17 protein-coding genes and 1 pseudogene are annotated in these 16,389 nt (G+C 64.5%); 14 read left to right on the forward strand and 4 right to left on the reverse strand.

The genetic code is table 11. From position 1 onward, the window contains the following. Nucleotides 1–17 precede the first annotated feature (17 nt). Complete coding sequence (locus ACWPW1_RS17940; protein ID WP_059315981.1) at nucleotides 18–611, forward strand: phosphoheptose isomerase; 594 nt, start codon at nucleotides 18–20, stop codon at nucleotides 609–611. Further along, nucleotides 608–1,180, forward strand: a complete 573-nt coding sequence (locus tag ACWPW1_RS17945) for a BON domain-containing protein (protein ID WP_059315982.1) — start codon at nucleotides 608–610, stop codon at nucleotides 1,178–1,180. Before ACWPW1_RS17940 ends, ACWPW1_RS17945 begins: the two co-directional genes overlap by 4 nt. Nucleotides 1,181–1,244: 64 nt before the next feature. Here ACWPW1_RS17945 and ACWPW1_RS17950 read toward each other — a convergent pair whose 3' ends face one another. Next, on the reverse strand, nucleotides 1,245–1,481 hold the full coding sequence (locus ACWPW1_RS17950) for a DUF2171 domain-containing protein (protein WP_059315983.1): 237 nt from the start codon (nucleotides 1,479–1,481) through the stop codon (nucleotides 1,245–1,247). Nucleotides 1,482–1,628: 147 nt separating this feature from the next. Between ACWPW1_RS17950 and ACWPW1_RS17955 the strand changes: the two genes are divergently transcribed. Continuing rightward, nucleotides 1,629–2,282: a sulfite oxidase-like oxidoreductase gene (locus ACWPW1_RS17955; protein ID WP_059315984.1), complete on the forward strand. Its 654-nt coding sequence runs from the start codon at nucleotides 1,629–1,631 to the stop codon at nucleotides 2,280–2,282. Nucleotides 2,283–2,308: 26 nt separating this feature from the next. Here ACWPW1_RS17955 and ACWPW1_RS17960 read toward each other — a convergent pair whose 3' ends face one another. Next, the gene (locus tag ACWPW1_RS17960; protein ID WP_271655785.1) at nucleotides 2,309–2,713 is read right to left on the reverse strand and encodes a hypothetical protein; all 405 of its coding nucleotides are present in this window, start codon (nucleotides 2,711–2,713) and stop codon (nucleotides 2,309–2,311) included. Continuing rightward, complete coding sequence (locus tag ACWPW1_RS17965) at nucleotides 2,710–3,930, reverse strand: N-acetylmuramoyl-L-alanine amidase (RefSeq protein ID WP_313649631.1); 1,221 nt, start codon at nucleotides 3,928–3,930, stop codon at nucleotides 2,710–2,712. The genes ACWPW1_RS17960 and ACWPW1_RS17965 overlap by 4 nt, the downstream gene beginning before the upstream one ends. Before the next feature lie 279 nt (nucleotides 3,931–4,209). Here ACWPW1_RS17965 and osmE point away from each other — a divergent pair, with 279 nt between their 5' ends. From osmE to ACWPW1_RS18020, 11 genes and pseudogenes are all read left to right on the forward strand, one after another. Continuing rightward, nucleotides 4,210–4,548, forward strand: coding sequence for an osmotically-inducible lipoprotein OsmE (gene osmE / locus ACWPW1_RS17970; RefSeq protein ID WP_059315987.1), 339 nt, complete (start codon nucleotides 4,210–4,212; stop codon nucleotides 4,546–4,548). 193 nt (nucleotides 4,549–4,741) lie between these two features. Next, complete coding sequence (locus tag ACWPW1_RS17975) at nucleotides 4,742–5,263, forward strand: hypothetical protein (protein WP_059315988.1); 522 nt, start codon at nucleotides 4,742–4,744, stop codon at nucleotides 5,261–5,263. Between the two features lie 228 nt (nucleotides 5,264–5,491). Then, nucleotides 5,492–7,327, forward strand: coding sequence for a dihydroxy-acid dehydratase (gene ilvD / locus ACWPW1_RS17980; protein WP_323148028.1), 1,836 nt, complete (start codon nucleotides 5,492–5,494; stop codon nucleotides 7,325–7,327). Between the two features lie 453 nt (nucleotides 7,328–7,780). Then, entirely contained in the window at nucleotides 7,781–8,974 is a 1,194-nt protein-coding gene (locus ACWPW1_RS17985) for a maltoporin (RefSeq protein ID WP_231356057.1), read from the forward strand. 64 nt (nucleotides 8,975–9,038) lie between these two features. Beyond that, nucleotides 9,039–10,067 carry a sugar ABC transporter substrate-binding protein gene (locus ACWPW1_RS17990; protein ID WP_271655789.1) on the forward strand — a complete coding sequence of 343 codons (1,029 nt, stop codon included), beginning with the start codon at nucleotides 9,039–9,041 and terminating at the stop codon, nucleotides 10,065–10,067. A 103-nt stretch (nucleotides 10,068–10,170) separates the two neighbouring features. Beyond that, on the forward strand, nucleotides 10,171–11,253 hold the full coding sequence (locus ACWPW1_RS17995) for an ABC transporter permease (RefSeq protein WP_059315992.1): 1,083 nt from the start codon (nucleotides 10,171–10,173) through the stop codon (nucleotides 11,251–11,253). Next, nucleotides 11,253–12,020, forward strand: a complete 768-nt coding sequence (locus ACWPW1_RS18000; RefSeq protein WP_085984308.1) for an ATP-binding cassette domain-containing protein — start codon at nucleotides 11,253–11,255, stop codon at nucleotides 12,018–12,020. The genes ACWPW1_RS17995 and ACWPW1_RS18000 overlap by 1 nt, the downstream gene beginning before the upstream one ends. Nucleotides 12,021–12,262: 242 nt before the next feature. Then, nucleotides 12,263–13,231 (forward strand): annotated as a pseudogene (locus ACWPW1_RS18005) (cache domain-containing protein); the annotation flags it as partial. 144 nt (nucleotides 13,232–13,375) lie between these two features. Beyond that, entirely contained in the window at nucleotides 13,376–14,089 is a 714-nt protein-coding gene (locus ACWPW1_RS18010; protein ID WP_420480523.1) for a methyl-accepting chemotaxis protein, read from the forward strand. 112 nt (nucleotides 14,090–14,201) lie between these two features. Further along, a complete protein-coding gene (locus tag ACWPW1_RS18015) occupies nucleotides 14,202–15,560 on the forward strand; it encodes a nucleobase:cation symporter-2 family protein (RefSeq protein WP_454253592.1) in 1,359 nt (452 codons plus the stop codon). A 121-nt stretch (nucleotides 15,561–15,681) separates the two neighbouring features. Further along, a complete protein-coding gene (locus tag ACWPW1_RS18020) occupies nucleotides 15,682–15,882 on the forward strand; it encodes a hypothetical protein (RefSeq protein ID WP_059315996.1) in 201 nt (66 codons plus the stop codon). Here the strand turns inward: ACWPW1_RS18020 and ACWPW1_RS18025 are convergent. Next, a complete protein-coding gene (locus ACWPW1_RS18025; RefSeq protein WP_059315997.1) occupies nucleotides 15,879–16,373 on the reverse strand; it encodes a DUF523 domain-containing protein in 495 nt (164 codons plus the stop codon). The genes ACWPW1_RS18020 and ACWPW1_RS18025 overlap by 4 nt on opposite strands. Nucleotides 16,374–16,389 lie beyond the last annotated feature (16 nt).

Consider the following 16,389-nt stretch of genomic DNA (forward strand, 5'->3'; position numbering starts at 1 on the left):
AGGTCAAAGATATCGCGATGGACACCCACGCCCGCATCCAGAAACTCTTCCGGGACAGCATCGAAACCAAGCGTCAGGCCATGGAAGTCCTGATTCCTCATATCGATCTGGCCAGCCAAGTCATGGTTGCGGCCCTGCTCAACGAAGGCAAGATCCTCACCTGTGGCAACGGCGGATCCGCCGGCGATGCCCAGCACTTCTCCTCGGAACTGCTGAATCGCTTCGAGCGCGAGCGCCCCAGCCTGCCGGCCCTGGCCCTGACCACCGACAGCTCGACGCTGACGTCCATCGCCAACGACTACAGCTACAACGAGGTGTTCTCCAAGCAGATCCGCGCCCTGGGTCAGCCTGGCGACATCCTCCTGGCCATCTCCACCAGCGGCAACTCGGCCAACGTGATCCAGGCGATCCAGGCCGCCCACGACCGCGAGATGACCGTGGTCGCCCTCACCGGCCGCGACGGCGGTGGCATGGCCTCGCTGCTGCTGCCCGAGGACGTCGAGATCCGCGTGCCCGCCAAGGTCACCGCCCGCATCCAGGAAGTGCACCTGCTGGTGATCCACTGCCTGTGCGACCAGATCGATCAGCAACTGTTTGGAAGCGAAGAATGAAAAAAGCTCCTCTGCTCGCCATCCTGGCGCTGTCCTTTGCAGTGGTCGGCTGCAGCAACGTGGTCACTGCCAGCCGCGACAAGCCCATCGACGACAACCGCGGCACCCGCACCCTGGGCAGCACCGTGGATGACGCTCTGATCGAGACCAAGGCCGCGGTCAACATCTCTAAGGCCAACTCTGATCTGGCCAGTTCGCACATTGTGGTGGTGAGCTACAACGGCGTGGTGCTGATCGCTGGCCAGACGCCGCGGGCCGACCTCAAGGCCCAGGCCGAACAGGCCGTACGCAGCGTGCAGCGGGTCAAGACGGTCCATAACGAGCTTCAGGTGACGGGCAACTCCTCGCTGCTGGCACGCAGCAACGACTCCTGGTTGACCACCCGCATCAAGGCCCAGATGTTCGCCGACGAGGACATCCCAGGCTCGCGCATCAAGGTGGTCACGGAAAACGGCATCGTCTATCTGCTGGGCCTGGTGACCCAGCAGGAAGCCAATCACGCCGTACAGCTGATCCAGAGCGTTTCGGGCGTCCAGCGCATCGTGAAACTGTTCGAGTACATCAACTGATCGTATTCACCACCCAACAAAAAGCCCCGCTAATGCGGGGCTTTTTGTTGGGTGGTGGCTGGCGTCAGGCGGCCTGCCACTCACGCTCGGCTTCGTCGCGGGTCTTGCTCAGGCGTACCTGGCTGCCTTCCACGGACTGGACCCAGCTCAACGGAATGTAGTGATGCTTGCCATCGGCATCCTGATCGCGCTTGGTCAGCTTGATGCGATCGGCGCCTTCCATATGATCGACGGTGCCCACGTGCTGGCCGTCCGAACCGACAACTTCCGCATGCTCTTTGATCTGGGTTGCATCTACCATGGTGGTTCTCCGGCAGGTTAAGAAAAAGGAGGCCGCTCTTTCAGCGCCTGCAGGATAGGAGGCATGAAGCGCCGTCTGGGTTCGCCCTCTGCCGACGAAAGGCCATCATCATGGTCACAGCCCCATGACCATCGAGAGGATTCGCCAATGAGCGATGAGCCAAGCAAGCTGACCCGCTCCAAGGAGCGCTGGGCACAGGAGGGGCGCTTCCTGACCGGACAGAGCGCACGCCCGGAAAGCGAACGCCTGCCCCCCGGCCAGCATCGCGTCAGCAACTGGCCGGTTCTGGATCTAGGTGTACGGCCGGAGGTCAGCCACGAGCGCTGGCAACTGGCGGTCACCGGAGCGGTCCGCAGGACGCTGCGCTGGAACTGGGATACCTTCGCGGCCCGAGCGACGACCCAGGCGGTCAGCGACATGCATTGCGTCACCACCTGGTCGCGTTACGACAATCGCTGGATCGGCCTGCCGGTCAGCGAGCTGCTGGAAGAAGTGCAGCCGCGGGAAGACGCCACCCATGTGCTGTTGCACAGCTACGACGGCTACATCACCAATCTGCCCCTGGCCGACTTCGCCGCGCCCGGCGCCATGCTGGTACACAGCTGGGAGGGCCAGCCCCTGACGGCCGAGCACGGCGGCCCGGTACGGGCATTGATCCCGCACCTCTATCTGTGGAAAAGCGCCAAATGGCTCAGACGCATCGATTTCCGCGTGGGCGATACGCCCGGCTTCTGGGAAATGCGCGGCTACCATGACCGTGGCGACCCCTGGCAGGAGCAGCGCTACTCGGACGACAGCTGATGGCACCAGAGCCTTTGACTAGGTTCCTAGGGTGCCGCCGGGGCCAGTTGCAGCTCTACGGGCTCGCCGGGATTGAGGCTGCGGATCCGGAACTCGTCACGCTTGAGACTGAGGATTTCCGTGGGATAGGTGATGCCTTCCTCGATGAGGTTCAGGCCCTTCTCGGTCCGCGTCCAGCGCCCCAGGGAGGGCTGGCTGCTCGGTGAGGCCATCACCAGGGTGCCATCGCTGAGGAAGACGTACAGCATGCCGGGTTCGATGCTGTTGCTGGTCTTGATCTGCCAGACCTTGTTGACGAAGCTTTCCTGGGTGCTGCCCGTCTTGTCGCCACCGCCCTGGACATAGCCGATCAAGCCGGCCACCACGCACAGCGCTCCTATCACCAGCACCACTGCGCGCCAGTAACGACGCGCCTTGTCTTGCAAACTCATGTCACTCCTTGGGTGTTCTTGAGACTGGCCAGGTAGGTACCCAGCGGTGGGCGCTCCTGGAAGTAGCCATGCAGACCAGCAAAGATCGAATCGGCCAGCTGCTTCTGGTGACGGCTGTCGAGCAGCCGCCGGCAGTCGCGGTCATTGGAAATGAAGCCCGTCTCGACCAGGATCGAGGGGATGTCCGGTGATTTGAGCACGGCGAAGCCAGCCTGCTCCACCCGTTTCTGGTGCAGATTGGTGATGCTCGACAATTGCCCCAGCACCTTCTGGCCCAGGTCCAGACTCGACGAGATGGTGGCATTCATCGACATGTCCAGCAGCACCCCCGCGAGCATGGGGTCACGGCCCTTGAGGATCTCGTTGGCACCGATCAGGTCGACGTTGTTCTCGCTATCGGCCAGGAAGCGCGCCGTGGTCGAGGTCGCGCCACGCTCGGACAGGGCATAGACCGAGGCGCCATAGGCGGTACGCCGCGGTGCGGCATCGGCATGCACCGATACGAACATGTCGGCGTTGTAGCTGCGCGCCACCTCGACACGCTTGCGCAGCGGCACGAAGAAGTCGTCGTTGCGCACCAGCTTGGCCTTGAAGCCCTTCTGCAGATTGATCCGGCGCGCGAGATTCTGCGCCACGATCAGGGCGATGTCCTTTTCCCGATCACCGCGCGCACTCAGGGCGCCGGGGTCCTTGCCACCGTGCCCGGCATCGACCACGACCATGATGTCGCGCCCCGAGGCCAGGCCCCTGCCCCGCTTGACCTCCAGCGGCGGCTCGGCATCGACCGGCTTGCGCGCTGCCACGACCGGTGCCCCGGCACGCTTGAGATCGAGCACCAGGCGATTGGCCGCGCCCTCGCCGGGGCCGAGGACGAAGCTTTCCATCTCCACCGGATGGGCCAGCTCCAGCACCACCCGAGTGTCCTGGGGGCCATATTGAGCACTGCGGACGGCCCGCACGGGCGAACCTTTCAGCGCCAGGTGATTGAGTACCGCAGGCGCCTGGGTGTCGGCGAGATCGAGAATGATGCGATCCGGCGCGACCAGGGTGAAGGTCTTGTAATGCACCGGCCCGGTAAGATCGAAGACCAGGCGGAGCTTGTCGGCGTCCTGCCAGGCCCGGGCACCCTTGAGTTGCTGACGGGCGGCAAATGCCGGCAACCCGACAGGCAAGGTCATGCCAGCCAGGATCAGATTGAGCAGACGACGGCGATTCATGGAGTCCTCGCGAGAAACGAGAAACGGCTGGGAAGTTACAACATAACGCTAAAGATCGCCTGCCACCTGACGCCTGTCAACTGCCGTTTAGACAAAATATTCCTTAGAAAACCGTGGCATAGCGTTCGTTTGCAGAATCAGCTTTAGATACAGTCACTTGCCGTCGCCAAAGGGGCAGGCGTCAGAAAGGCAAAGCGCAAGAAGTGCGACGGAGAGCGAATTTATCGGCGCCGTCATCGTCGAAGTGTCAGGCACTTCCGCCTTTGAAGGGATCACACCATGAACAAGAAGATTGCAGTCGCGGCCGCACTGCTGGCCGGCACCGTGCTGGCGGGCTGTTCCTCTGTGAAGAACACGGCTGACTACACCGTGGGTCGCGTCGAATTTCGCGAGCAGCCCCTGGTGAAACAGATTGAAAAGGGTATGCCCAAGGCTGACGTCCTGCGTATCGGTGGCACCCCGTCGAGCACCTACACCCGCAAGTATCGTCCGGGTACCTGCAACAACTATGTCCTCAACAAGGACGGCAAGGAGCAGGTCTATTCGATCGGCTTCGACAGCATGAACCGTGTTGACAGCAAGGACTTCGAGACCTGCGAAAGCGCAGACCGCGCCTGAGTGAGGGAGCTGACCGGCCAACCCGGCCGGGTGTCCTGAAGGGCGCTGGCGGCGTCTGATGGATAGGATGGGCGAGTGGCAGCACCATTGGCCCTCGCCATCCCCGACCGTTGCGCCGACGTCATGCACTGCGGATTGACGCATGCTCGGCCAGCGCCGCCAGGCTCTACCCATCGTTCCAAGGAATTCAGGCATGTCCAGACGTCACCTCATACTCACAGCTGCGGTGCTTTCCCTGACTGGCTGCGGTGGCTATGACTACAGCTGCGATGCGGCCAAGACCGCCGAACTGGTTCGTCAGCAATACGCCCAGACCATCAACGAAATCTACGCGGACGACATCACCGCCGGGCAGCCCGCGCTGGAAGCCGGTCAGGTCTCGCTGGTCGATATCAAGACCCAGGAAGAGCCATCGGACAGTGGCGACGCAGGCTTCTACACCTGCAACGCGACCGTCGAAGCCACCTGGCCCAAGGCCGCCCTGGAGCGCTTGGCACCTGCTGCAGCCCAGTTGGCCAGCGTCGGTGCCATCCTCGAAAACGGTCATCTGCGCCACGCGCTCAGCTATGAGTCTTCCCTGGAAGGCAGCGAGAAGCAGCGCGTCGACATCACCCTGCCCGAGGCCGTGGAGTTGAGCCTGAAGACCCTGGCGGGCCAGGAGCCCATGGACGAATACCTGGAAGACGCCCCCGACGGCGAACAGGAAGCGCCCTGAGCCACCGGCGCCCGCGCTGCTGTGCAGCCCTGGCGCCCACGTGTATGATCGACTTTCCCCTCGCCAGCATCCTCCGGCGGGTTCGTGAGCCCTGGTGCCCCTGTGGTGATCCCGCACGGCGTCGCCGCCCTCCGGCCCGGCATTCGTCACTCCGCGTTTGCACCGTGCCCCGCCTGCGCTCACGATGATCAGAACCGTGACCTAAAAGCCGCCTCGGAGAGACGCTTCATGCCTGACTATCGTTCGAAAACCTCTACCCAGGGCCGCAACATGGCTGGCGCCCGGGCGCTCTGGCGCGCCACCGGGATGAAGGATGAAGACTTCAAGAAGCCGATCATCGCCATCGCCAACTCCTTTACCCAGTTCGTACCCGGCCACGTGCACCTCAAGGACCTCGGTCAGCTGGTCGCTCGCGAGATCGAAAGGGCCGGCGGCGTGGCGAAGGAATTCAACACCATCGCCGTGGACGACGGCATCGCCATGGGCCACGACGGCATGCTCTATTCGCTGCCGAGCCGCGAGATCATCGCCGACGCCGTGGAATACATGGTCAACGCCCATTGCGCCGATGCGCTGGTATGCATCTCCAACTGCGACAAGATCACCCCCGGCATGCTGATGGCCGCCTTGCGCCTGAACATCCCGGTGGTGTTCGTCTCTGGCGGCCCCATGGAAGCCGGCAAGACCAAGCTGGCCAGCCACGGCCTGGACCTGGTGGATGCCATGGTCATCGCCGCCGACAGCTCGGCCAGCGACGAGAAGGTCGCCGAATACGAACGTAGCGCCTGCCCCACCTGTGGCAGCTGCTCGGGCATGTTCACTGCCAACTCCATGAACTGCCTGACCGAGGCCCTGGGCCTGGCCCTGCCAGGCAACGGCTCGACCCTGGCCACCCACGCCGATCGCAAGGAGCTGTTCCTCCAGGCTGGCCGCACCATCGTCGAGCTGTGCCGCCGCTACTATCAGGAGAACGACGAGTCCGCCCTGCCGCGCAACATCGCCTCCTATGCGGCCTTCGAGAATGCCATGACCCTGGATATCGCCATGGGCGGCTCGACCAACACCATCCTGCACCTGCTGGCCGCTGCCCAGGAAGCCGAGGTGGACTTCGACCTGCGCAATATCGATGCCCTGTCGCGCAAGGTGCCGCAGCTGTGCAAAGTGGCGCCGAACATCCAGAAGTACCACATGGAAGACGTGCACCGTGCCGGTGGCATCTTCAGCATCCTGGGTGAACTGGCCCGTGGCGGCCTGCTCCACACCGACCTGCCCACGGTACACAGTCGCACGCTGGGCGAAGCCATCGAGAAGTGGGACATCACCCTGACCCAGGACGAGGCGGTGAAGACCTTTTTCCTTGCAGGTCCGGCGGGTATCCCGACCCAGGAAGCCTTCAGCCAGGCCACCCGCTGGGACAGCCTGGACGATGACCGCGCTGAAGGCTGCATCCGCAGCGTCGAGCACGCCTACTCCCAGGAAGGCGGTCTGGCCGTGCTCTACGGCAACATCGCCCTGGATGGCTGTGTGGTGAAGACCGCCGGCGTGGACGAATCCATCCATGTGTTCGAAGGCAACGCCAAGGTGTTCGAGAGCCAGGACGCGGCGGTGCGCGGCATCCTGGCCGACGAGGTCAAGGCCGGCGACATCGTCATCATCCGCTACGAGGGTCCCAAGGGTGGTCCGGGCATGCAGGAGATGCTCTACCCCACCAGCTACCTGAAGTCCAAGGGGCTGGGCAAACAGTGCGCCCTGCTCACCGATGGCCGCTTCTCCGGTGGCACCTCGGGCCTGTCCATCGGCCATGCCTCGCCGGAAGCGGCTGCGGGCGGCGCCATCGGCCTGGTGCGCGACGGCGACAAGGTACTCATCGACATCCCCCAGCGCAGCATCAACCTGCTGGTGAGTGACGAAGAGCTCTCTCATCGCCGCATCGAGCAGGACAAGCAGGGCTGGAAACCGGTCCACCCCCGTACCCGCCGCGTCACCACGGCGCTCAAGGCCTATGCGCTGCTGGCCACCAGCGCCGACAAGGGCGGCGTGCGCGACAAGGCGCTGCTGGGCTGACCGCTGTACCCGGGCGACGGCGCCTGCCGTCGTCCTTCCCTACTGATCCGCTCCTGTCTCTTCCTCTCCAGCCCCCGCCCTAGCTCCGCCTTCTCGCTGCACCTCCTGACCTTGCCGCAGCCATCTGCCACGACGCCCATTCCAGAGGGATTCACCGTTGCTTGGCTTGCTAATTTTGTAGAAGCGCAACCTGTGATTCAGCTCACACCTAGCGATTCGCGAGCCGCTAGGCCGTTGAGTGATCAAAGGCTACCCTCCGTCTGCCGCTGAATTGATTCAGCGATAAGTTTGTAGTCAGGTTGAGCCCCAATGGTCACACCTATGCTGATCTTCCGCTGGAGCACGGCGGGTCAGGTGTAGGCCAGGCACGCGTCACACAACAACAATAAACAGGGAACATAAATGAATAAGAAAAAGGCTATGCCCTTGGCCAGGGTTTCGGTCGCCTCCTTGATGAGCACCCTCCTGCTGATTCCTTCGGCACACGCCCTAGAAACTATCGGGTACTTCCGTACCGGGCTCGGCGATTCCTCCGGTTCCGACTCCATGCGCTGCTTCAAGCTGCAGGGCGCGCAGTCCAAGTACCGCCTGGGCAACGAGTGCGAACAGTACGGCGAACTGGCACTCAAGCAGGACGTCCTGACCCTCAACGACGGCTCGGCAGTCGGCGTATACGGCATGGGCAGCTTCTTCAACCGCTACGACCGCACCCCGACCTTCAACGGGGACAATGGCGAGATCCGTGCCGTCCAGGCCTATGCCTACTGGAACAACATCGCCGCGCTGAACGGCGGTAATCTCTGGGCCGGCCGCCGTTACTACAAGCGGAACGACATCCACATCTCCGACTTCTTCTACTGGAACCAGAGCGCCACCGGCGGCGGTATCGAGGACGTCAACATCGGCGGTCTCAAGTACAGCCTGGCCTTCTCGCGCAAGGACAACCAGAACCAGAAGGACTTCCAGAACCGCCTCGACTTCAACGTCGCCGGCTTCAACACCAATCCGAATGGCTCGCTGGAAATCGGCGTCAGCTATCTGGACAAGCCCACCAATCAGCCCAATGCCAACAGCGGTGTAGCGGTCACGCTGCAACACAAGCAGGCCAACTTCATGGGTTGGGGTGGTGTGAACACCTTTGCCGTGCAGCGCGGCCAGGGCCCAGGCACCGCCCTGGGCAGCACCGGCGATCCGACCCTGAGCAGCGCCGACGTCTCCTATCGCGTCGTCGACTTCTTCGACTGGCAGATCAGCCGCTACTGGGGTGGCCAGATCGCCGCGGTCTACCAGAAGGACGAACGTCCCAACGGTAATGACCTGCGCTGGACCTCGCTGGGTGGCCGCCTGGTGTACGGCATCACTGACCAGTTCAAGTTCTCCACCGAGCTGGGCCATGATCAGGTGCAGGCTCCCGGCGGCACCCGCAAGCTGACCAAGCTGACCCTGGCGCCCACCTGGTCGCCCAAGGGCCCGGAATTCAAGACCCGTCCGGAGTTCCGCCTGTTCTATACCTATGCGGCCTGGAACCGGGCAGCGCAGCAGGCAGCCGATGATTTCGACGCCGGCTCCGCGCTGTCGAGCACCGGTACCTTCGGCAACGACCTGCACGGCTCCAACATCGGCTTCCAGATCGAGCAGTGGTGGTAGCCATCCTCCGCCGCGACCGGCGTGCTGCCGGTCGCGTTCTCGTCCGCGAACCTGAGCGCACACAATGAAAAGAACTGTCTCCCTTTCCGCCTTCACCGGCTGCCTGCTGGCCGCCGCCCTGGCCAGCGCCACCGCCCAGGCGGCACCCGTGTCCGCCTGCCTTATCACCAAGACCGATACCAACCCCTTCTTCGTCAAGATGAAGGAAGGTGCCAGCGCCAAGGCCAAGGAGCTGGGCATGACGCTCAAGGCCTATGCCGGCAAGATCGATGGCGACAGCGAAAGCCAGGTGGCGGCCATCGAGACCTGCATCGCCGATGGCGCCAAGGGCATTCTCATCACCGCCTCGGATACCAAGGGTATCGTCCCCAATCTGCAAAAGGCCCGCGAGGCCGGTCTGCTGGTGATCGCCCTGGATACCCCCCTGGACCCGGTGGGCGCCGCCGACATGACCTTCGCCACCGACAACCTGCTGGCCGGCAAGCTGATCGGCCAGTGGGCTCGGGAGACCCTGGGCGACAAGGCCAAGGACGCCCGGGTGGCCTTTCTCGACCTGAACGCCTCCCAGCCCTCGGTGGACGTCCTGCGCGACCAGGGCTTCATGCTCGGCTTCGGCATAGATCCCAAGGATCAGAACCGCATCGGCGACGAGACCGACTCGCGCATCGTCGGCCACGACGTGACCAACGGCAACGAGGAAGGTGGGCGTGCAGCGATGGAAAATCTGCTGCAGAAAGACCCGACCATCAACGTGGTGCACACCATCAACGAACCGGCTGCGGCCGGTGCCTACGAGGCGCTCAAGGCCGTGGGTCGCGAGAAGGACGTGTTGATCGTCTCCATCGACGGCGGCTGCCCGGGCGTGCACAACGTGGCGGACGGCGTCATCGGCGCCACCTCTCAGCAATACCCGCTGCAGATGGCCGCGCTGGGCATCGAGGCGATCAAGACCTTTGCCGACACGGGCAAGAAGCCTACCGCCACCGAAGGCAAGAGCTTTGTCGACACCGGCGTGAAGCTGGTGACGGACAAGCCGGTACCCGGCATCCAGTCCATCGACAGCAAGACCGCCCTGCAGAAATGCTGGGGCTGATGCCAGTCGTCTAGCCTGAGCAGACCGGTCGCCCCGCCTGAGCGTTTTCGCCTCGGCGCGGGCGACCGACTCTCGGCTGCTTTCTCGCTATCAGGAGATTGCCATGAGCGATCCGACCTCACCCTCCTCGTCCGGCCAGCCCTTCGAACAGGTGCTCAAGCACAGCGCCACGGAAGTCGCCTCCTTCGCCCGTGACGAGCGCAGCCCACTCGTCAAATTCCGCCACTTCCTGCATTCGCGTCCCTCGGCGGTCTCGCTGCTGGTGCTGCTGTTGTCACTGGGCATCTTTGGCGCCCTGCTGGGTGGCAAATTCTTTTCCGCCTTCGCCCTCACTCTGATCCTGCAACAGGTCGCCATCACCGGGATCGTGGGCGCGGCCCAGACCCTGGTAGTGATCACCGCCGGCATCGACCTTTCGGTAGGCGCCATCATGGTGCTGTCCTCGGTGGTCATGGGCCAGTTCACCTTTCGCTACGGCCTGCCGGTGGAGCTGTCGATCCTCTGCGGCCTGGTGGTGGGCACCCTGTGCGGCATGGCCAACGGCTGGCTGATCGCCCGCATCAAGCTGCCACCCTTCATCGTCACCCTGGGCATGTGGCAGATCGTGCTCGCGGCCAACTTCCTCTATTCGCGCAACGAGACCATCCGCGCCCAGGAAATCGGTGCGACGGCGCCCTTGCTGCAGGTGTTCGGTGACAACTTCCGCCTGGGCGGTGCCGTCTTCACCTATGGCGTGATCGCCCTGGTGGTGCTGGTCGCCCTGCTCTGGTACGTGCTCAATCACACCGCCTGGGGCCGGCATCTCTATGCGGTAGGCGACGATCCCGAGGCCGCGGCGCTGGCCGGAGTCAACGTCAGGCGCATGCTGATCACCGTGTACGGGCTGTCCGGACTCATCTGCGCCTTCGCCGGCTGGGTCCTGATCGGCCGCATCGGCTCGGTCTCGCCCACCGCCGGCCAGTTCGCCAACATCGAGTCCATCACCGCCGTGGTGATCGGCGGCATCTCGCTGTTCGGCGGGCGCGGCTCGATCCTCGGCATGCTGTTCGGCGCTCTCATCGTCGGCGTCTTCGCCCTGGGCCTGCGCCTGCTGGGTACCGACGTGCAATGGACCTATCTGCTGATCGGCACGCTCATCATCGCGGCCGTGGCTATCGACCAATGGATCAGAAAGGCGGCCAGCTGATGACTACCGAACCCCTGCTGATGGCGCGCGGCCTGGTGAAGCGCTATGGCCGCGTCACCGCCCTCGACCATGCCGACTTCGACCTGCTGCCCGGCGAGATCCTGGCGGTGATCGGTGACAACGGCGCCGGCAAGTCCTCGCTGATCAAGGCCATCTCCGGTGCCCTGCGCCCGGACGAGGGCGAGATCCGCTTCGAGGGCCAGCCAGTGCAGTTCGCCTCGCCCATCGCCGCGCGGCGTGCCGGCATCGAGACGGTCTACCAGAACCTGGCGCTGTCGCCAGCGCTGTCCATCGCCGACAACCTCTTTCTTGGACGCGAACTGCGCAAACCGGGGCTGCTGGGCACCCTCTGCCGGACCCTGGACCGCAAGGAAATGGAGCGCATCGCCCGGGAAAAACTCTCCGAGCTAGGGTTGATGACCATCCAGAACATCAACCAGGCGGTAGAAACCCTTTCCGGTGGCCAGCGCCAGGGCGTGGCCGTGGCCCGGGCGGCGGCCTTCGGCTCCAAGGTCATCATCCTCGACGAGCCCACGGCAGCGCTGGGGGTGAAGGAATCGCGCAAGGTGCTGGAGCTGATCCTCGATGTGCGGGCCCGTGGCATCGCCATCGTGCTGATCTCGCACAACATGCCCCATGTGTTCGAGATCGCCGATCGCATCCACATCCATCGACTGGGTCGCCGGCTGACGGTGATCGACCCGCGCGAGCACTCCATGGCCGATGCGGTGGCACTCATGACCGGCGCCCAGACGGTGGCCGCCTAGTCGACTTCGACTGATCAGGCACCCTCCCGAGTCTTCCAGCCGGCAGTCGCCTTGGAAGACCGGGGAGGGGCCGCCTACCCAGACGCGGATCGTCGCTTCTGCGACGAAAATCTGACCGAACGCTCAAGTTATCGCGTACCGGCACCGATAAAGCCTGAATAATTATTTCGGAGCTATACGCCGTGCCTGCCTTGTCGTTGAAACAGAAACTCTCGTTGTCTGCCACCGCGGCCGTGCTGGTGGTGGGTGTAGGTCTGACGACCATCAATTTCTTCAACACCCGTGCGGCCCTCGAAGCCTCCACGGTCGAACAGCTGAAGACCGTCAGCTTCGTCTTCAACGGCGGTGTCCGTCAGTGGTTCGACGGCAAGGCCGCCGCGTTGCGCGCACTGGCGGCGGACACCCAGGAGACGAACCTTCCGGCCGGTCTCAATCAGGTCAAGCGCTCCGGCGGTTTCGACAACGTCTTCTACGCCCGCGGCGATGGCAGCCAGGTCAATGCCAACGGCGCCCAGTTACCGCCGGACAACAACGACCCGCGCAAATGGCTGTGGTACCAGCAGGCGATGCAGAATCCCCGCAAGGTGTTCTTCTCCATACCCACGGTGGCGGCGGCGACCAAGCAGAACGTGCTGTCCCTGGGCTGGGCGTTGCAATCCGGTGGCAACACCAGCGCCATCCTGGGTGCCGACGTCAGCATCAGCGACATCCTCGATCAGCTCAAGCGGGTGCAGCTGCCGGGTGCCGGCAGCGCCGTACTGGTCAACGGCCAGAACATCGTGCTGGGGCATGAAGACACCGCCCTGCTGGCCAAACCGCTCACCGAGCTCTATCCCCAGCTCACCGCGGACACCCTCCAGCGGCTGGCCCAGGCGCCCGGTGAGCGCTATATCGAGACCAACGCCGGCCAGCGGCTCTATGCCGCGCCCATGAATCGCGACGGCGAGACCCTGGTGATGATCGTCGATAGCGGCGTCCTGCTGGCACCGCTACAGCGGCAACTCTGGATCAGCATCGCTATCCTGGCCGTGGTGCTGGGTGGCTCGCTGGTGCTCATCAACCTGCTGTGCAGCTATCTGCTGCGGCCGCTGGGCGTGGTCTCGAACGGTCTGCAGGTGATCGCCGATGGCCAGGGCGACCTGACCCGGCGCATCGCCGTACAGAGTAACGATGAAGTCGGCGGCCTCGCCGGCCACTTCAACCAGTTCGTGGCCAGTCTGCACGGCTTGATCGGCGGCGTGCGCCAGCATGCCCAGAGCGTGGACGCCGAATCGCAAAAGGTCCTGCAGCGCAGCGCCGCAGCCACTCAGGAACTGGGGCGTCTGCAGCAGGAGATCACCCTGGTCGCCACCGCCGTGACCGAGATGTCTTCCGCGACCCAGGAGATCGCCCGCAACGCCGAGCAGACCGCCGAGGCCATCCGGCAGTCCTCCGACAGCACCACCCAGGGCCTGACCCTGGTGCAGACCAGCAAGCAGTCCATCAACAGCCTGGCCCAGGAAGTGGATGACGCCACCCGGGTGATCGGCGAGCTGGATCATCACTCGCAGGCCATCGCCAAGGTGCTCGACAGCATCCAGAGCATCGCCGAGCAGACCAACCTGCTGGCGCTGAACGCGGCCATCGAAGCCGCCCGGGCCGGCGAGCATGGCCGTGGCTTCGCGGTGGTCGCCGACGAGGTGCGGACGCTGTCGCAGCGCACCCAGGCGTCGACGCGGGAAATCAACGAGACCATCGGCACCCTCCAGCAGATGACCCGCCAGGCGGTGCAGCGCATGGACAGCAGCATGGCCATCGCCGAACGCAGCGTCGCCGACGTGGAACGCGCCTCCAGCGCCCTGGAAGAGATCGCCCAGAGCGCCGGCATCATCGCCGAGATGTCTCTGCAGATCGCCACGGCGGCCGAGGAACAGACCTCGGTCACCGAGGAGATCACCCGCAACGTGATCACCATCAAGGGGCTTGGCGATACCCTGGCCAGTGGCGCCGAGGATTCGGAGCGGCAATCGCGCTCCCTGCAGCATCACGCCGCCGACCTCAACCGCGACGTGGCGCGCTTCATCCTGTAAGGCACCCGGGACACCTGCGGGCGACCAGCCAACAGGTGTCCCCTGGCCGAAGATCCTGCGCTCCGGGACGGGCATCCGGTAAGATCGGCGCTTTTTCCGCGACGACCCGCCCATGTCCCAGTCTCCTCGCTCCGAACTGCTCTATGGTCCCCAGGACCGACCTCGTCCGCTGCCCGCCTTGCTGGCCGCCATCCAGCACCTGCTGGCGATCATCGTGCCCATCGTCACCCCGGGACTGCTGATCTGTCAGGCCCTGGGCGTCTCGCCGCGCGACACCAACCTGATCGTTTCCATGTCGCTGGTGATCTCCGGCATCGCCACCTTCGTCCAGTGTCGGCGCTTCGGGCCATTCGGCGCCGGCCTGCTGATCGTCCAGGGCACCAGCTTCAACTTCGTCGGCCCACTGATCGCCGGTGGTGCCCTCATGGTCAAAAACGGTACCCCGGTGGAAGCCGTGATGGCGGCCATCTTCGGCGTGGTCATGGCGGGCTCCTTCGTCGAGATGGGCGTGTCGCGGGTGCTGCCCTTCGTCAAGCGCCTCATCACCCCGCTGGTGACCGGCATCGTGGTGCTGATGATCGGCCTGACCCTGATCAAGGTCGGCCTGATCAGCATGGGCGGCGGCTTCGCGGCCCTGGGCAACGGCACCTTCGCCAACGGCGAGAACCTGCTGCTGTCGGGCACCGTGCTGGCCACCATCGTGGTGCTCAATCGCATCCCGCTGCGCGGCCTGCGCAGCAGCGCCATCGTCGTCGCCCTGTTGCTGGGCTATGCCCTGGCGGCCTGGCTGGGACGCCTGAATTTCACCGGCATGCATGACGCCGCCTGGGTGCAGATCCCCCTGCCACTGCACTTCGGCCTGGGCTTTTCCTGGTCGCTGTTCGTGCCGCTGCTGGTGATCTACCTGGTGACCTCGCTGGAGGCCATCGGCGACATCACCGCCACCAGCAAGGTTTCGCGCGAACCGGTGGAAGGCCCGCTGTGGATGAACCGGATCAAGGGCGGGGTGCTGGTCAACGGCGCCAACTCGCTGCTGGCCGGACTCTTCAACACCTTTCCCAGCTCGGTGTTCGCCCAGAACAATGGGGTGATCCAGCTGACCGGTATCGCCAGTCGCCATGTCGGGCTGTGGATCGCCGCCATCCTGGTGCTGCTGGGCCTGTTCCCGGCGGTGGCCGGGGTGATCCAGGCGGTGCCCGAACCGGTGCTCGGGGGCGCGGCCATGGTGATGTTCGGCGCGGTCGCCGCCTCGGGGATCAACATCCTTGCCGGCGTCGAACTGGACCGCCGCGCGCTGCTGATCATCGCCGTATCCCTGGCGCTGGGCCTGGGCATCTCCCAGGTGCCGGAATTCCTTGCCCATATGCCCGCCGGCCTGCGCGCGGTGCTGGAATCCGGCGTCGCCACCGGTGGCCTGTGCGCCCTACTGATGAACTGGTTCCTGCCAGAAACGCCCAAGGCCGCCGACTAGACGGCCTTTTTCATCCGGGGGCTGAAGTTCCACGCAGGGGTGCCGATAGCCTGGGCAAGTCACCTGTGGACTCGCCGCGATCGTCGTTTCGACCGTAGGCGACCCACCCAGCAGAGCGCCCATGATCAGCCCGGATGTTCCTGTCGTTAAGGTACCGCTGCGCGAATATGCCGCCTTGGCGCGTGCCATGGGCGCCACCGTCTTTGCCCAGAACCTCGAGAAGCAGCCGGGCGAACTGGTCGGCTGGCGCTTTCCCAAGGGCTGCTTCGTGCAGAAGGCGCACTTCCAGATACTGCTGGGCCGCCAGCCGGAGACGCTCTAGCGAGGGTCTTCCTGGGCGGCCAGAAAACGCTGGGCCGCCGCCAGCTCGGTCTCGTTGAATACGGCGACACCCGCGCGTTTCAAGGCGGCTGCCGTGACGCCCTCACCTGCCACCCGGGTGCCGCTGAAGGTGCCATCGTAATTTTCCAGATTGCCACAGGAAGGGCTGCGCGCCTTGAGCACGGCCAGGCGGATGCCATGACGCGCGACCAGTTCGAGCGCGGCCTCGGCGCCGGCAACGAACGCCGCGGTCACCTCCTCTCCCGTGTCGGTCACGACCGGCAGCCGGCCATCCAGCACGGCGCCACCCTGGCCGCCGGGGATCTCGGCGGGCGGACGCGGAGTGGGCAGGCCACCCGCCACTTCCGGACAGAGCGGCACGATGCGTCCCTCCTCCTGCCAGACGCCAAGCAGATCGAAGGGGCCATGGGCGCCACCGTCGTAGCGCACCCGATGCCCCAGCAGGCAACGACTCACCAGTATCTTTTCCATGCGTCCCTCCTGGTCA

It is taken from the genome of Pseudomonas sp. Marseille-Q7302 (assembly GCF_965111925.1).